At 50.1% G+C, this 17,173-nt stretch carries 9 protein-coding genes, 1 tRNA gene and 1 pseudogene; 3 read left to right on the forward strand and 8 right to left on the reverse strand.

Annotated elements, in window-relative coordinates:
- Nucleotides 1-12: 12 nt before the first annotated feature.
- Entirely contained in the window at nt 13-702 is a 690-nt protein-coding gene (locus ACFL9S_RS14720; RefSeq protein ID WP_405262639.1) for a heavy metal response regulator transcription factor, read from the reverse strand.
- Nucleotides 703-921: 219 nt separating this feature from the next.
- Here ACFL9S_RS14720 and ACFL9S_RS14725 point away from each other — a divergent pair, with 219 nt between their 5' ends.
- Complete coding sequence (locus ACFL9S_RS14725) at nt 922-1,971, forward strand: alpha/beta hydrolase (protein WP_405262640.1); 1,050 nt, start codon at nt 922-924, stop codon at nt 1,969-1,971.
- A gap of 49 nt (nt 1,972-2,020) precedes the next feature.
- Here ACFL9S_RS14725 and ACFL9S_RS14730 read toward each other — a convergent pair whose 3' ends face one another.
- Nucleotides 2,021-3,631, reverse strand: coding sequence for an FAD-NAD(P)-binding protein (locus ACFL9S_RS14730; protein WP_405262641.1), 1,611 nt, complete (start codon nt 3,629-3,631; stop codon nt 2,021-2,023).
- Nucleotides 3,632-3,749: 118 nt separating this feature from the next.
- A complete protein-coding gene (locus tag ACFL9S_RS14735) occupies nt 3,750-4,961 on the reverse strand; it encodes a multidrug effflux MFS transporter (protein ID WP_405262642.1) in 1,212 nt (403 codons plus the stop codon).
- Nucleotides 4,962-5,170: 209 nt separating this feature from the next.
- Between ACFL9S_RS14735 and ACFL9S_RS14740 the strand changes: the two genes are divergently transcribed.
- A complete protein-coding gene (locus ACFL9S_RS14740; protein WP_405262643.1) occupies nt 5,171-5,626 on the forward strand; it encodes a putative T6SS immunity periplasmic lipoprotein in 456 nt (151 codons plus the stop codon).
- Nucleotides 5,627-6,362: 736 nt separating this feature from the next.
- On the opposite strand, the gene fepB is transcribed toward ACFL9S_RS14740, so the two are convergent.
- Both fepB and ACFL9S_RS14750 read right to left on the reverse strand, forming a co-directional pair.
- Nucleotides 6,363-7,409, reverse strand: a complete 1,047-nt coding sequence (fepB, locus tag ACFL9S_RS14745) for a Fe2+-enterobactin ABC transporter substrate-binding protein (protein WP_405262644.1) — start codon at nt 7,407-7,409, stop codon at nt 6,363-6,365.
- A 140-nt stretch (nt 7,410-7,549) separates the two neighbouring features.
- Nucleotides 7,550-8,671, reverse strand: a complete 1,122-nt coding sequence (locus ACFL9S_RS14750; RefSeq protein WP_405262645.1) for a Gfo/Idh/MocA family protein — start codon at nt 8,669-8,671, stop codon at nt 7,550-7,552.
- A 305-nt stretch (nt 8,672-8,976) separates the two neighbouring features.
- On the opposite strand from ACFL9S_RS14750, the gene ACFL9S_RS14755 reads away from it, so the two are divergent.
- A tRNA-Asn gene (locus ACFL9S_RS14755) sits at nt 8,977-9,052 on the forward strand.
- A gap of 90 nt (nt 9,053-9,142) precedes the next feature.
- Here the strand turns inward: ACFL9S_RS14755 and ACFL9S_RS14760 are convergent.
- The 3 genes and pseudogenes from ACFL9S_RS14760 to ACFL9S_RS14770 form a co-directional block, all read right to left on the reverse strand.
- Nucleotides 9,143-9,828 (reverse strand): annotated as a pseudogene (locus ACFL9S_RS14760) (ArdC family protein); the annotation flags it as partial.
- A gap of 215 nt (nt 9,829-10,043) precedes the next feature.
- Nucleotides 10,044-11,201, reverse strand: a complete 1,158-nt coding sequence (locus tag ACFL9S_RS14765) for a PD-(D/E)XK nuclease family protein (RefSeq protein WP_405262646.1) — start codon at nt 11,199-11,201, stop codon at nt 10,044-10,046.
- 7 nt (nt 11,202-11,208) lie between these two features.
- A complete protein-coding gene (locus tag ACFL9S_RS14770; RefSeq protein WP_405262647.1) occupies nt 11,209-17,169 on the reverse strand; it encodes a DEAD/DEAH box helicase in 5,961 nt (1,986 codons plus the stop codon).
- Nucleotides 17,170-17,173 lie beyond the last annotated feature (4 nt).

Raw genomic sequence — 17,173 nt, forward strand, 5'->3', positions numbered from 1 at the left:
TTTCCCCTTCATTTAATGCGCAGTATCCGGCCGGACTTCCAGCACATAGCCCATGCCGCGCACGGTGTGCAGTAAGCGGACGCCGAACGGCACGTCGACCTTGGCACGCAGACGTTTGATGGCGACTTCCACCACGTTAGCATCGCTGTCGAAATTCATATCCCACACCTGCTCCGCAATCATCATCTTGGAGAGGATCTCTCCCTGGTGGCGCGCCAGCAGGCTGAGCAGCGCATACTCTTTTGCCGTCAGCTCCAGACGGACCCCGTCACGAAACACCCGGCGTGCCAGCAGGTCCAGTTGCAGATCGTGGATCTGCAACTGCGTCATATCGGCCCCATCCGGGGGGCGTCGGCGCACCAGCGCCTGAATGCGTGCCACCAGTTCAATCAGGGAAAACGGTTTGGGCAGATAATCATCCGCCCCCAGGCGCAGGCCTTTGACGCGCTCATCCACCGATCCGCGGGCTGAGAGCATCAGCACCGGGGTGTGTTTACTGGCGCGTAACCCTTCCAGCACTTTGTAGCCGTCCATGCCCGGCAGCATCACATCGAGGATGATGGCGTCATAGTCGAACTCCTGCGCGTAGTGCAGGCCTTCCGCGCCATCAGCTGAGACATCCACCCTGAATCCCGACTCCCCCAGCGCGCGGCTGAGATAGGTCGATGTTTTTTCTTCGTCTTCCACCAGCAGCAGTCGCATCTGCTTTTCCTTCTGAGTGTTGGTGTGACTCGCGTTTTCGCGCGAGGATAAATGATCGCTGCCAACGCCAGGCTGACATTTTCCTGACAACGCTGTCAGTTAAGGCCAGCCGGTTAACTGACAGCGTTGTTATGTTGCGGTCATGCTGCTGACAGCCCGATCTCCCTACTCTGTCTCACCCGCCTGGTTGAATCAGGCCATCGCTTATCAGGAGAGATCATGACATTCACGCCATTAAACGCCCTGCTGCTGACCGCTATCGTCAGCTCGGCTTCCGTGCAGGCCGCCGATTACAGAAAGAACCCGTTTACCCTGGTGTATGAGGGCGCCATCACCGCCAACGTGGCGGGCAAGGTCAATATCCATCCGGTGAAATACGACCTTCATGGCATCCAGATCGCGGCCAATGTTTACACTCCCGCCAACTACGATCCGGCAAAAAAATACCCGGTCGTCGTGGTGGCGCACCCTAACGGCGGCGTAAAAGAACAGGTTGCCGGGCTGTATGCGCAACGCCTGGCGGAGCACGGCTATATCACCATCACCGCCGATGCTGCTTATCAGGGAGCCAGCGGCGGGATGCCGCGCAGCGTGGATAAACCGGCCAACCGCATTGAAGATATTCACGGCATGGCGGATTACATCAGCCAGTATCCGGGTGCCGATACCACGCGTATTGGTCTGCTCGGCATCTGCGGCGGCGGCGGTTATTCACTGAAGGCCGCGCAGACGGACAAACGTTTTAAAGCCCTGGCAACGCTCAGCATGTTTGACTCCGGGCTGGTGCGCCGTAACGGCTATCAAGATTCACAGATCGCCACCATTCAGCAGCGTTTACAGGAAGCCTCCGCGGCCCGCGCCAGGGAAGCAGCCACCGGGGAAATCACTTACAGCGGTGATGCAAAGCTCACCGACGAGCAGATTGCTAAACTGCCGTTTGATCTCTATCGCCAGGGCTTTGAGTATTACGGCAAAACCCATGCGCACCCGAACTCGACGTTCCGCTATACCACCAGCAGCCTGCTGGACCTGATGCGCTTTGATGCACAAAGCAATATGGACCTGATCAATCAGCCGCTGCTGATGATCGCCGGAAGCAAAGCCGACTCGCTTTATATGACCGAAAGCGCATTCAAAAAGGCCAGCGGTACGCAGAACAAAAGGCTGTACCTGATCGAAGGCGCAACGCATATCGAAACCTACTGGGTGCCACGCTATGTGGACCAGGCGCTCAGCCAGCTTGAACCGTTCTTCGATAAAAACATTTAGCCATAAGCGTGCCATGGGATTCATTTCGCCGTGGCAAACATCGGGTTGGTCAGATGTCAATGTAGGGCAATCGTCTGCGCGTGCGCGAGGGTGGCTCAAGGGCTGCCCTCGCCATCGCCGCACCGATTTCAGCACTGACGGTAATACCCTGCACAAACGGCCGATCGTGCATTAAATAAGGCAAGGCCCCAAACGCAATGCGTCCGCGTGCAATCTCGGGGGACAGCAACGTGTAATCATCACCGACGTCAGGAATATCATCCCCACAGGCTTGCAACTGGGTACGCAGCGTTGGAAATGGCAGGTCGCTGGTCTTTAACGGTTTTTGCCCCCGGGCATCAATAAAAACATCAAACACCCGCGTGTTCCCTTCAGCGGAAATCAGCGTCTGGCTGCCGTTCTCACTCAGATGATAATCCTGCCCGAGCGCCAGGATGCTGATGATCCCGGCCTGATGCAGCGCCAGCAGCCGACGGATCGATTGCGAGGGAATGGCGGCATAATTATCGATAAATACACGGGCCAGGCCGCTGTTGAACCTCTTCGCATCTTTCTCATTAAGAAAAGGAACAATATCCTCAACGGTTTCGTGTAAGCGCAGGAGGGTATAACGCCAGGGCACCGTGTGTTTTTCACGCTTGTTGCGCTCGACCTCATTCAGATTGGCGCAGGCCCAGTCGAATGGGTCATGTTGATGCCGATCGGCGAACCAGGCGGCCGGAAAACGGTCAGCGTCCAGCGTCCTCAGGGAGATATGTTTTGCCCATGCCGGATCGCTTTGCGCTATCTCCTCAACCATCAGCCCGAACACCCGATCAAGCAGGCCATCCGATCCTCCAGCAATCGCCTTTTCGATGGCATCTGGCGTGACGATGTTTAACGGTTCATAGGGGATCGGACAATAAAAATCGGCTTCCGGCAGGATACCCGTGCGGGACATCAGCGTGATGCTGAGCAACTCACTTTCCTGATTCAGGGCAAAGGTCATCTGTGCGTTATCGCCCTCTGTAAATTTTCCATGCTGAGCCACCACCGCCATTGCGGCATCAATGCCACTCAACGACGTCCCCATAATGCCGACCTCGCAGGCGGGAATACGGGCATCCATTAATCCTGACCAGGGGCTGGGGAAAAAGGTGCGGGTCGCCTGGCTGTCATCGGGCCAGACGTGCCCTGTGGCAATCACCGCGAGGTCAAACAGCTCCGGGGCGCGTTCACCCTGCGCCCAGACATGGACACCCTGCGAGGTCGCCTCCAGATCGGTCACCTCACAGGCTTCATGAATGTTGACCTCAAAACCCTGACGCCTGGCCTGCGCAACGATTTCCAGAAACTGGTGGCGAAAATATTCCCCCAGAAGGATACGCGGCAGGAACTGGCGCACATGCAGGGAAGATGCCTCGACGCCATAGCGGGCCAGGTGGCGGTCACTCAGGGTGCGCAGCCACGCGATATAGGTGATAAAAACAGGCGGGATTTCAATACTGGCGATATTTGCCAGCATCATGCGCGAGTTATCCTCAATGCTGTAGGGCATGCCAACGCCCGCCTCAGCGGCCTGTTCATAGACAGAAACAGACAGCGGTTGCGGATTGCCCAGCAACGCGTAAAACGTGTAAATGCCTGTTGGTCCCGAGCCGATTATGGCTATCTTTTTCATCGCTGATCCCGCCTTATTATTGTTTTTTCATCCAGGTACTTTCCGGGAACGTCTCTTTTCTGGGTGAACGCGATTCAACGCATTTCCTGAATAATTTTCATCAACCGGTATCTCAAGTCTATCTGACTATTTTCGTTGTGCGCGTGGTCAGTGCCATTACCGCGCTGGCCAGGGTAAACAGCGCGATGATCCAGCCCATCGTCCAGGGCGTGCCATCGCTAAACAGCGCCAGTAACAGCGACGAAATAATGCCGCTGCCGTACTGCAACGATCCCACCAGCGCCGAGGCTGAACCCGCCATCTGCGGCGCGGCATCCAGGGCGGCGGCGGTTGACGTTGCCGCAATAATCCCGTTCATGGAAAAGAAAACGAATACCGCTGCAATAATCAGCCCAATCCCACCAAAGCCTGTCCCGGCCGCCACCGCTAATAGCAGTCCGGCGATAGCTGCAACCGAGGCGGCACACTTGAGCAAGGTTTCCAGCGGATAGCGATGGACCAGCCGTCGGTTCACCATGCTGACCGCCATTAATCCGACGATATTGACCGCAAACAACCAGCCGTAATGTGCCGGGTCGATACCAAAATAGGAGATATAAACAAACGGAGATCCGGTAATAAACGCGTAGGCCGCGACATAATAAAACGTCACACAGAGCGTGAAACGCATAAAGGTGGCGTGCGTCAGTAACCGGTAATAGTTGCGAAAGGCACCGGGTATCGAGGCTTTCACCCGTTTCGCTTCGGGCAAGGTTTCAGGCAGCCAGGCGATCGCCAGCAGCATCACGGCACCGATGATCGCCAGCAGCCAGAAAATGGCATGCCATGAGGCGATGTTAATCATCTGCCCGCCCAGCAGCGGCCCGGCTATCGGGGCAATGGCCATGACAATCATCAGCGTGGACATCATCTGTGCTGCACGGCTGCGGCTGTAGAGATCGCGGATCATCGCCCGCGCCAGCATCGGGCCGGTACACGCGCCCAGCGCCTGAAACACCCGCCAGAAGACGATATGCACAATATCCGTGGATAACGCACAGCCCACCGATCCCATCACAAACAGCACCATGCCAATGCACATGGGCAAACGGCGACCGAAGTGGTCGCTGATTGGTCCCCAAATCAGTTGCGCAATGCAAAATCCGATTAAGAAGCCGGTGATGGTCAGCTCCGCATCGCCCTGTAAATCCTTCGTCATCACGGGCATGGCAGGCAGGTAAATATCGGTCGATAACGAAGTAATGGCCATTAATGCACTGAGGATCAGTACAAAGGTAAAGCCGGTGGTTTTTGGGGTGGCTAACGGCGCATGCGCCTGAGAGTCAGTCATGGCAATCCATCGGGGCAGAAAGGGAGAACGGTATAGTAGCGGGTTACTCTGTGAAGATAATGGCAGGTAATCAGGTCGTCGTTATGAGCTGAGTTCATTAATGGCGATACCGGAAAATCGCATATCAACGAATTTCCAATAAAAACCGCCGTTGTTATGCTCGGGCATTCGTTAGTATCTATGGATAGAGTAAGGGATATTTATACCCTATGAAGATCAGTAAACTCGTGCTGCCTGCCCTTCTCTCTTTATTACTCACTGGCTGCTGGTTGGGGGACCACTTCCCGCCGTATGAAGTCGGACAGGTTTCCAGAACGGACGCCGGATTCTGTTTCCAGATTAACAATGCCGGAGACTATTATGTGCATTATCTTTCTATCAGAGACAGACATGCACCTGAAAGGTCGGGTTTCAACCGCAAGTTACCTGCTTTAAAAGTTGCTAATAATCAGCTTTGCATCCCTGAGACTTACTATCAATTCCCGCAGTCCGGTGAAATTAACGTAGATATATCATTACGTTCTCCCACAGAAAGAAGGATGATACGCCGCATCATTATATCTGAATTCAGGATGATAAAAGGTGTACCGCATCCCTTCGCGCCGCGGGATTATTCCGTGCTTACGGTTGATTATATCCGGGAGAGTGAAAAAAACGGCGGTTGAGCTGACCTGTTGTGCCAACCCTCAGCACGGTTCGACCGGAACAGAAGGTCGAACCCTACAACGTACCATAACACCCGGCCAACGACCGTAGCGGCCGACCTTCTGTTTCGGTCGGCCCGCAGCGCTGATCTGGAGGTTAATCTGATCCACTGTGTAGGCCATCAGCCTGGATAGACAGGGAAAAGAGGCGTCCCTGGCGGCCATAATGCCAGTATCAAAATCGTATATCGAAGAATTTCCAATAAAATGCGCCGTTGTTATGCTCGGGAATTCGTTAGTATCTATGGATAGAGTAAGGGATGTTTATACCCTATGAAGATCAATAAACTCGTGCTGCCTGCCCTTCTCTCTTTATTACTAACAAGTTGCTGGTTGGGAGATCACTTTCCCTCACTTGAAATCGGACAAGTTTCCAAAACTGAGACCGGATTCTGTTTCCAGATTAACAATGCCGGAGACTATTACGCGCATTACCTTTCTATCAGAGACAGAGATGCACCACCGAGAGAAGGATGATACGCCGCATAATTGTTTCTGAATTCAGGATGATAAAGGGTGTACCGCATCCCTTCGCGCCGCAGGATTATTCCGTTATAACAGAGGATTATAGCCGGGAGATGGAAAATAACGGCGGCTGATGAGGCCTGTTGTGCCAACCCTCAGCACGGTTCGACCGGAACAGAAGGTCGAACCCTACAATAAATCACAGCAGCGCAGAACCTGAGGAAATCCCACCTTAGTGGGACTTAAAATGCCGTTCGATGCTGTCCAGCATATTGCTGGCACTGTAATAATCCAGACGGAACGTATCCGGGCCCATCGCATACACCCGTTCTGCCGTCACCGGCTCCAGATGTTCCAGGAACGGATTGGCCCGCACGCGCCCCACCGTCTCGTCGTCTGCGGAGAACAGCAACATACTCTTCCCGGTGAGGCCCGCCGCCATATTCTCGCCGGACAACTGAATAACATCGTTACGCTTGCCCATGCTGGTGCCGCCCTGCACGTCCGACGGTGGCATCGCCAGGGTAAAGCCCAGCGCCGACAGCAGTTTGCCCTGCGCTGATGCCAGGGTCCACAGATTCACTCCGCGACCATCTTCATAGTAAACCAGCGCTGAAACCGGCTGCGGTGGCAGCGTGATCGTCTGCTTCACTGCCTGCACGCGTTGCTCAAAACGGTCGATCACGGTGCTGGCATCGTTCTCATGCCCGGTGATTTCACCCAGCTGCGTTGCCAGCTGCTGCCAGCTTTTATCGCCGTAGTCGATCACCAGCGTCGGGGCTATCGCCGACAGCTGATCGTAGAGCTTTAACGCGGAGTCACCGCCCGTGGCGGCAATCACAATCAGGTCCGGTGCCGCAGCGGCAATCGCCTCGGCGTTCGGTTCAGAAATGTAGAGCGGCTTTAGACCGGCCTGCTTCGCCACGGCGCTCCACTGTTTAAAAAAACCCTGGTCATCCGACACCGTGCTGTTACGGCTGGTGCCGCCGGAACCGACCAGCGGCGCATTGATCGCCAGCAGCGTGCCGGTAATGGTCACGCTGGTGGAGACGATGCGCTCCGGGGCTTTTGCCAGGGTGAGTGGCCCTTTGGGGGTTTGCAGGGTACGCGGCCAGCCCTGCTGCGCGCCCGATGGCGCCTCAGCTGCGGCCGCAGCCTGTGGCGAGGCGGGCTGCGCCTCTGAATACTGAGTTGAACAGCTGCGGACTGAGACAACAAAGATCAGCGCGGCAGCCACCAGCAGTGCGCACAGCACCGGGAAGGAGAACAGTTTTTTCATCTTAGCCATTTCGTTGCAAATGAGTATTATTATCATACATTTAATGGCGGGGAATTTAAATCGCTTATGACAGATCGGAACGTGCGGGGGAAAACAGTTAGCCATAATTAAGGCCGGGCAAGCCCGGCCTCAGTGAAAAATTAGACTTTCATCCAGCGCCCTTCGGCGGCAGAGAGGGCAATCGCCTCAAGGACCTTCGACACCTGCAAACCTTCAGCAAAGTCAGGCCACATACGGTCATCGGCGGCAATACCGTTAATCAGATCGCGGACTTCCACGGTTTTCTGGTCGTTAAAGCCAATACCGTGTCCGGCAGAAATACAGAACGCCGCATAATCCGGGTGCGCCGGGCCGGTAAGGATGGTTTTAAAGCCCTGGCGGCCGGCCGGGTCATCATGAATATACAGCTCCAGCTCCGCCATGCGCTCCTGGGTGTAACGGATGCTGCCTTTGGTGCCGGTCACCACATAGGTCAGGCCCATTTTGCTGCCACAGGCGATACGTGAGGTTTCAATCACGCCGTGGGCGCCGTTAGCAAAGCGCAGCAGTGCGCTGGCCTGATCTTCGTTTTCCACATCGCGCAGCTGGGAGAGGTTTTTCGGGTCCGGGCGCTGCTTGATCACCGTCATCATATCGCCGCTGACTTCATCGATGTTGCCCACCAGATAGTGCGCCATATTGACAATGTGCGCGGCCAGGTCACCCAGTGCGCCAAGGCCCGCCAGCGCTTTCTGGCAGTGCCAGTCCAGCGGCGTGTTTGGATTCGCCAGGTAATCTTCGTTGTGCGTGCCGTAGAAGTGCACCACATCACCGATTTCGCCACGGGCAATAATCTCTTTCGCCAGCTGGCTGGTCGGGTTCTTCATATAGTTGAAGCCCACCAGCGTTTTCACCCCGGCTTTTTCGGCGGCACGCACCATCTCTTCGGCATCGGCAACATCCAGCGCCAGCGGTTTTTCAGAATAGACATGCTTACCGTGACGAATGGCTTCCAGCGCCATCTCTTTATGCAGGAAGTTAGGCGCGCAGATATCCACAACGTCGATATTTTCATCCGCCACCAGTTCACGCCAGTCTCCGGTTGAACGGTTGAAGCCGAGCGTCGCCGCCTGCGCACTCGCCAGCTCCGGGTTTACCTCCGCCAGCATCTCACGAACCAATTCCCCTTTCAGGTTGAACACTGTCGGCGCCTGAGAGTAGGCAATCGCATGGCAGCGTCCGATATAACCGGTGCCGATCAGGCCAATTCTGACTTTTTTCATGATAAATCCTTAGATGTAGGGGAACAAAATGGAACAAAAATTCAATATGCATGAAATGTATATTTCGCCACATCGCTATTCAACGTCAAAATGAAACAAACGTGATCGCCCTGGCGAAAATGAATGTAACGCCGCTGCAAGTCCCACCGCATCCTGCTACGCAATACGCAAAAGCACGATTTTTGTGGCAAAAATCACAGACCTTTCTGAAGTATGCTGCTTTATTCAGCAGTTGAACCAAAAGCGTGAAAACAGCCTTTGACATCCCCTGCCCTGCTGGATATCATGCGCCCCGTTCCAACAATTCCTCTGTAGTTCAGTCGGTAGAACGGCGGACTGTTAATCCGTATGTCACTGGTTCGAGTCCAGTCAGAGGAGCCAAATTTAAGAAGCCCGCTCAGGGAAACCTGAGCGGGCTTTTTGTTGTCTGGAATGATTGAATCTCTGCCTGACTTAGATTTGAACCATCAATTAGCGATGCGCTTTTGATGCCGCACTGTCGGCCTTGAAAATAAAGCGTTTGTCGTTTTTCAGTGCTATCAGCCAAGGAGCGATATAGCTTTCATGCTGAACCTCTCCAGTGATCCCTAGATCCGCCATCAGGAACGCACTTCCCAACTCGGCGATCAACTCTTCAAATGCATCCCCTCACTGCCAAACTTCCCTTTCATTTCATTTCATTTCATTTCAGGATTTAGCCGACTTCTGGCTCCACTCAAGTGAGCCAGTTCATGCAGGTCCGTAGCGTAGAAATTGGCAGCATCGCTAAAAAGACGACGTTCCGATAAATGGATTTTGTCGGTTGAAGGTGCGAAAAAGATGTTATGTCCCTTCTCAAGGCTGGTTGCACCAGTTGTTAAGGAAAAGCGCTTCCTCACGCGGCAACGGGTCAAAAGTCTCTGCCGGGAAAACGGCTTCATCACTCAGAGGCAAACCATCCATTTGCTCAACATAAACACGGTAAACATTTTCTGCATCGGGATAAAGTCAGTTTTTCCATCATCCTTTTCCTTTTCCTTTTCCTTTTCCTTTTCCTTTTCCTTTTCCTTTTCCTTTTCCTTTTCCTTTTCCTTTTCCAGTGTGGTATAGAAAATGGCGGTAGTGCTGTGTTCCCCTTTACGCACCTGCCCGCCTTCCACTTTTGCCTGTTTGTAGGTCGGTCATCCAGCGAGAATCAATTTACGTGCTGGCGTCGTGCTCCTTATGTAAGGGGAAAGCGGATGAACATGCTATATGTGATCATTGTCGTACTGAAGATTTTATTAGCGTTGTTACGACTGATTGACCTGTTTAAGTAATTCCCAGGTTAAAGCGCAACTAAAGGGGAAGGCTATTTCCCCTTTTAAGAAATATTTCACCTTTCAGGTAAGTCTTATTTCCATTGCAAGAAAAATTGGAATGCGGATCTCTTTGGGTCCTGTGTATCAATGACATAAAAATTTCGATGAAATCTTCCTGCCACGCTTTCACCTAATCGATTTGCACCATATATAGACAAATAGCGACCAATAACTCTTTCTGACTCAGGAAAAAACCGTGTAGGGATACGAAATATTTTTATCGCAAAACCATTGTCTAGCTTAACTCTCAGCGTAATTAATTCATTCTCCTCTTCAACCGATATCAAGCGCCCGACCATATCATAGCCAAAATTATTTAAATCAAACAGACGTCGCTGCAAATACAGCTCTAATTTTTTCTGATAGACAGGACATGAACAACGGCTGATGCAAGTAATGCAATGCTGGCCTGTTTGCGCAAGAGCTGATATATGCATAGGTTCATTGAGCGGCAGTGTGTTATCCATGCTGGAAAGAATATGAGCAACTCTATTATTAAGATTAAAATCCAGACCCCCTATCCAACGATCAGAAATACCAGTCAGTTCCAATTCAATATCTATATCGGGAGCAAGTTCTTTCAGCATCATGCCATATGCCGCAATCTGCAACAGATAGTGATCTTTCGGTTGGTTTAGATCATCGGTTACTTTTCCTGTTTTATAATCAACAACCCGTAACGTCCTCGAGTCTATCTGATAGATAAGATCAGCTCGTCCGCTCATATTAAACTGAAAACTGGTAAGTAATTGTTCTCGACCAACAGGGATATAACTCTGCCGCTTTTTTGGACTATCTGATAAAAAGTTCTCTCTTTCCGCAACGGGAACTGTAAGCGATATGGCATAGCGAACTTGTTCAAGCAGCGTATGGCGTGAGATTAATCCTGCCACACCATGGTGCTGTAAAGCCCATTGAGTAATAAGCCCTGACCGCCGATTATTATCCAGTTCGCTAATAAAACTCTTTTCCAACAGCTCTATAACAGAGGCTGACTTAATCTCCTTATCCTTTTGCAATATATATGCCAGCCGATGCACAGCACTTCCAAGGACCGTCCGTGGGTGTACTGGTACTTGTTGGATCGTATGGGGTTCACTCTCCAACAAATATCTCGCTGGACAGGCCATAAACACCCCTAATTTGGAAGGTAGCGCCGGGCGAGTACGTGCCAGTTCAATAGAATTCATATCGTTCTCAACTCGCCTGATTTCTGTCTGGATTTCTTAGCTTGGTCATAACAGCCCCCATGCGACGAGAGAGATCAAAAGTACTGATCGTTTTTTTCTCTAGTTGCCATTCAAGGAATAGCCTTTCAAGTTCAGGATTAGCAGTAAAAACTCCATCCACGTTCCAAAATGGATGGGTCACCGCAACCCAGCGTTGTGGACCAATGTTGATCAGCGGAATATGACCTACCATTCTAACTTCACTATTAAAGAGTGATGCCGCCTCTTTAGCCAAACTCACGGCGTTTTCTCGCCAGTCAACGATACCAGGAGCTGAGAAATCACCATTTAATCCGGCGTCATAGTTTTTATCCAGTAGCAGTTGGATAACATCCAACCCTAGTCGCCAGTCAAGCAACCCATGATAAGCCTGATTACCATATCGGTGCAGGCAGTAATAACACGCCTGAATACATTTTTTAGGATGGTCATTGTCCAGAAACTCTTTAAGCGGGAAACCATTTTTGTTGCTTACAATAGCTTTCATTACCTCAAGAATTATCGGCGTACCGGACGTTCCTTTCTGTTGTAGGCGCTCACATAATCCGGAACCATTAACCAAACGATCGGCCATTTGCAGTATCGGTGCAAGCCTTCCATCCGATAATCGTTGGACACGCGGTTCCAGAACTTCGATTTCTTCTGGATCAATATCGAGCAACTCTTTTGAAGCATAGTTAACAATAATAAAAGCAGCAGAAAGTGCTGCGGCCCGGAATGCTTGCGTCTGTAACTGAAGGCCAACAGGGGTATTAACTACCATCAGAGCCAACAAGTCCGTCACTTTAGGGGCGGCAAGATAAAAAGAAGTTCTACTTTCCGGCAAAGGTGTGAACCGTTTGTTCAAAAAACGATCACCCTCAAGCAATTGGCTATCTACCCAAACGCGATTTGCCGTTAATGACTGATACACCCCTTCTTTTCTAAAGGGAACTCGTAAATTTCCCTGTACTGCATTAAAACCGCTCCACCGTTCATCGACATAAGTGCCGCGATTAAGACGGTGAAGACAGATTTGAGATTCAAGTTGAATAGCAACATTAGCCTCAAACTCTGCCCCAGATGAAAATGAGTAAGCCTCAGCAATAGAAACTCGGCTAGCATTAGTCAGGGTTTGATCGACATCCTCTTTGACTGATTTATCTTCCAGTGAGGTAATAAACCCATAAGGAACATAACATTGGTACTGCTCAACATCATCTATCTCCGCACCACAGGCGGTACACTCGCTGATGGTATGATTGATTGGAGTCCAGACATGACACACAGGACAGGCAGTCATCGTTCGGCCTTCTCCCAACTCATTCACGTTGGAATCAAACTCTCTCGATTTAGGATAGCGCTGCCTAAGCATCCCAGCATAGCCTGCTGTTAAGTACCGTCGTTTGTCTTGTACCAGATATTTTCCTGGAGCAAACTCTTGTATTGCAATGTCTAGATCGCGATCCATGTTAGCAAATTGGATATCATCTTCGCGTGTAGCAATAGCTCGACTCTGTAACAGACGCGTGCGCGTTGGCATACCATACATCGGGAATTGCCCTCGCTCAGCCAATGCCTCAGCCAGCCCTTTACCTGCCATCGCATCGTCGTTTAGCGCTGCATCAATATCTTGTATAAGCTTATCGGGGGTTAGTAATTGTACAATACTATGATAGAAGGATTGATCATCCGGCATACAGACATGGGCAAATTCATCACGATCTCTCAACGTTGCTGTTAATGCGTGACGGATACGTGGTAGCCACTCGTTCCGATAGCCTTTTAGCCAGTCAACTTGAAAAAACTCGCCGTGGTTATCAGGTTTTTGCCTGTGTTCATCCACAGGCCATGACTGGTGTGAATTAATTGTCTTCTGTCTTAACCATTTGAACGCAGCCACCAACCACACTTTGCGTACTAGTCTCTGGCAGATCATTTCCAGTTTGGTGGTTAAGAAAGGCGGAGGTGGAAGGTCGCCAGTTATTTTTTCTGGATGGCGGAAGTAAAACAGATCATGACTTTTGCTACGACATGCGGTCAGAACGAAAGCAAAAGCCTGCCCACGTCGTCCAGCACGACCAACACGCTGCTGGTAATTAAAACGCTGTGGTGGCATGTTGGCCTGAAATACAGCACGTAAATCGCCAATATCAACGCCAACTTCCATGGTAGTGGTGACAGAAAGTACGTCAATAACGCGTGCCTTTCTATCTAGGTCAGGGTCTGGATCAAAGTTTTTTAGTCCCGTTGGTAAAATATCATCATCATCCGCAATCAGAATACCTTTGAAGCGACGTAATCTTGCCGCTGGATTTTCTGTCATCCCAGTGAGCTCCTCAGAACGCATTCGATGGCTTCCGGATGAATGTAAAATACGCTTACCAAGGTAGTTTTGTTTTTGAAGTACACCTGCTTCACCGTATTGTATTTCGGGTAAAACAGCATGACAGCGGGTGCATATTTTTGCCCCCAGATGTAAGTGAACGCGACCGCACTTACTGCAACGCCAGAAGCTACCTGCAGGCTCAACTAAATGGAAATGTACTTTCCCAATATCAATGATGCCACCTAGGTGGCCTGCTTTTTCAAGTAACAGAAGAAACTCACCAAGTAAGCCTAAAACACTACCGCCAGATTGTTGACATATTGAATTAGCAAAGCGAAATACCCTATTATTTTTAGGAATAGCTGATGCCGCTCCCCAAGGTGTATTAGGCTTGTCGGGATTACGATACTGCGATGGCTCAACTCGATAAGCGTCCGCTAAAACTCGAAGTAATGCATCAAATATTGCTAATTTTTCCCGGGAAAAACTCTCAGAAATAGGGATGCAGGGATACCCCCATCCAGCTTCTTCCAATGCAAAGTAAGTTTTACTGAAGATGCTTTCACCAGCTAATTCTTTCAGGTCGCGTGAAATTTCCTGTCGGGCAATATCCAGATCACTTTCATAGTAAGGAAAAGCCTTCCAGCACCATTTATTTTGATGGTTTTTATCAAAGAGCTGCTGCCATGTGAAAGTTTTAATATCTTCGCTATGTTTTGATGGATCGGGTACCGGAGTAATGCCAGTCCGGTCCGTTGGATGAATACCGGCTTTAACCAGTTTTGCCAGTAATTTATTAAGTGGCTCTCCCGCTTTGGGTGAATTTTCCAATATCGCTTCTAGCGAGACACTATCAGCCTGTGGGAGTAATAACGTTTCTTTGATACGTTTTCGTTCTTTCCAAAGATCGTCTAATTCTTTTTCCTGCGCATCTGAAAGTTTGTTAAGATCATCAAGAATATCAAGTTCTTTCTTCCTTTTTATAACCTCATCAAAACGTATTAGCAATTTTTCATGAGAACATTTATCCGCTGCAAGTTCTTTCAGCGAACCGATGAGAATCTCCCTCCTGATATCATCATGATGCCCAGATTCAAGATCAAGCGCCGCCTTAGCCGCATCTTGTCGACTATCAGAGAATGTTACCAGCCGTTCTTGACCTCCTGATTTCTGCAATTCTGCCATTAATGTACTAGCAAGGAGCTGCGTGGTTTTCGCGAAACCCACTCGAAAACCACGAATAGGCGACTGTTTTCCTTTACCATACTTATATGAGGTCCCACATGCTGGGCATTGGAAAGGCAATGAAGATCCAGGCGATTTACTGGATGACTGATCTCTTTTCGGGAGGATAAAATCACCCGAAGGAACATTATAAAACCAACCTGCAATCTCGGTTTCCAGTAAAGGTTTCACTAAAGATCTTGGCTGAGTAATCGTTGCGGTAAACGGATCGTAACTTGCCTCCCTCCATTTACCAAAAGAATCGTCATCTATGAGTTTTTCATTACCGAGAGGCCAGAACCGATCAACGGTTGGCATGAATAAGACATATTCTTCCGCTGAACGTCGCTCAATCATCACTGATTTTGCGTGCTCCGGGAGCTTCTCTGTGTCAGGATCGTTTGGTAGTAGTTCTGTCCGGTGACATGTCGCTGAGAAGGTAGATGGTTTTCCGCCCCAAAATAATGTTGCACAACATTCACAATAAAGCAGTTCCACGCGTCGCGAACGCTGCTTGTCTCCATACAAACGATCGCCGTAGCGTAGACCAGATTCAACCGTAAGATCAGCAAATAACCATTGGTTTATTTCATCTTTATCTGCTTGTGGTGTCGATGGAAGCGGAGCAACATACAAACCTTCCAATGCGCGTAAAAATGCGTGAGCCCGGAAACGTGGCAGAACGATATGAGTAGGAAAAGGTTGTTCAAACCACTGTTGCCAACTATCAACCGTCGTCCGTATCCAAATTAGCGCACTTACTCCCCTGCGCGCATCGGGATGTTCTCCAAATATATCGGTTGCCAGTGAGCTGATAGCAGTTGCGCGTAGAGATTTGTTATGATCGATACATCCTTTTTCAAGCATTCTGGCAGCCAATAAGACTACATGCTGCGCCAATTCTTCTATAGCGACACCATCGCGATAGCATCTCAGGCTACGAGCTATGTCACACCATATTACAGATGCTTCAGTTGACTTTAGTTTCTCAACTGCCTGACAAAACGCTTGGAGATCGCTACAAAAACACGGTATATCAACCAGTTCCTCGAGTTTCCCATCTACGATACAAGTCTTCCAGTCCTTAGAGCTGGCATTCATCGGTAATCCGCGTTGACCAAACATGCCCCATAGATAGTCAATACTTTGATTACCGTCCTGACCACTCACGGGGAGTGAAGCACTCGAAGCCAGAATTCGTAATTTGTGTCGATGTTGTGGTTGATCTAACCCCAGGCGATTGATCAAATGTTTAAGCAAATAACTGACTTCTGTACCTGCCGTACCGCGCTGAAGATGCAGTTCATCGAGCACAAGGTAAAAGTAGGCGTTCGGATCGCGTTCAATCCATTGTTGGGTCTGATCAAAGATAGGATCATCAATTTCACGCACTAGCATAGTTGAAAGCATGCTGGTGTTGGTAATGAGAATATCTGGCGGCATCTTTTGCATTTCCCAGCGGCTAAGCACTTCGCCTCCGCCTGGTCTGGGGAAATTGAACTGTAGATTCTCATCCTTATCGAGGTTGCCTTGATGTACAGCCTCTTGATGGGTTTTTTCAGCAAATTGCAGATATTCACGTAATTCAGCGACTTTACTTGCGACACGTTTTTTCTCTTTTGGCTCATTACCCTGTCGAGGATGATCCAACCACCCAGTCACTTTGGTGGCACTGGTATAACGACCAAAGAAAATACGATTGTCACCAAAATGGGAATCCATTACCTTATGAGCTTCATCAGAATCGAGCGCCCTGCGCATACGCACTAATTGATCTTCTACCAGCGCATTCATCGGATAGAGGATTAATGCTCGCACAGCTTTCGGTCTCCCTGAAGTTGGAGCTTCTCGATCTCGCATAAAGGTAGGTTGGGCATTTGGTTCACGCCACCATGGTTGCCAACTTTTCAGCGAGGGACTTTGCGACCATTGACTTGCCTCTTTGGCAATTTGCGCCAGAACAGGCAGTAAGAAGGATTCTGTTTTACCAGAACCCGTTCCTGAAGTAACAATGCCGGGCATGCCGGGTTGCACGCCTCGTTGTAACATTTCTAATTGATGGGTATAGAGTTTGAAACGCCCTTTGGTCGTATCTCTGGGGTCGCGAGGTAAAAGTCCACCCAGGCACAGATCGATAAATGCAGTCCTTTGCTGAACGGTAAATCCCGGCAGCCATGTATTCCCCTTCGAGGCATCCCGTAGATCACTAATGGTTAAATTATAATCTTTATATTTGGGCATTGGTTCCAGAAACAGATCCGCACACAACGTCCCTTGTTGTTCAAGTAATTCTCTGCGATACGCCTGAATGGCTGGCGAACCAATACGGAAGGCCGTCTCAAGATAAGCGATGTAAAAATCCCTTATTGATTCAAACGTTTCTAATGGGTTTTTCATAATA

Origin of the sequence: Erwinia sp. AnSW2-5 (assembly GCF_045107195.1) — a bacterium.
In the GTDB taxonomy this organism is placed as follows: Bacteria; Pseudomonadota; Gammaproteobacteria; order Enterobacterales; family Enterobacteriaceae; genus Erwinia.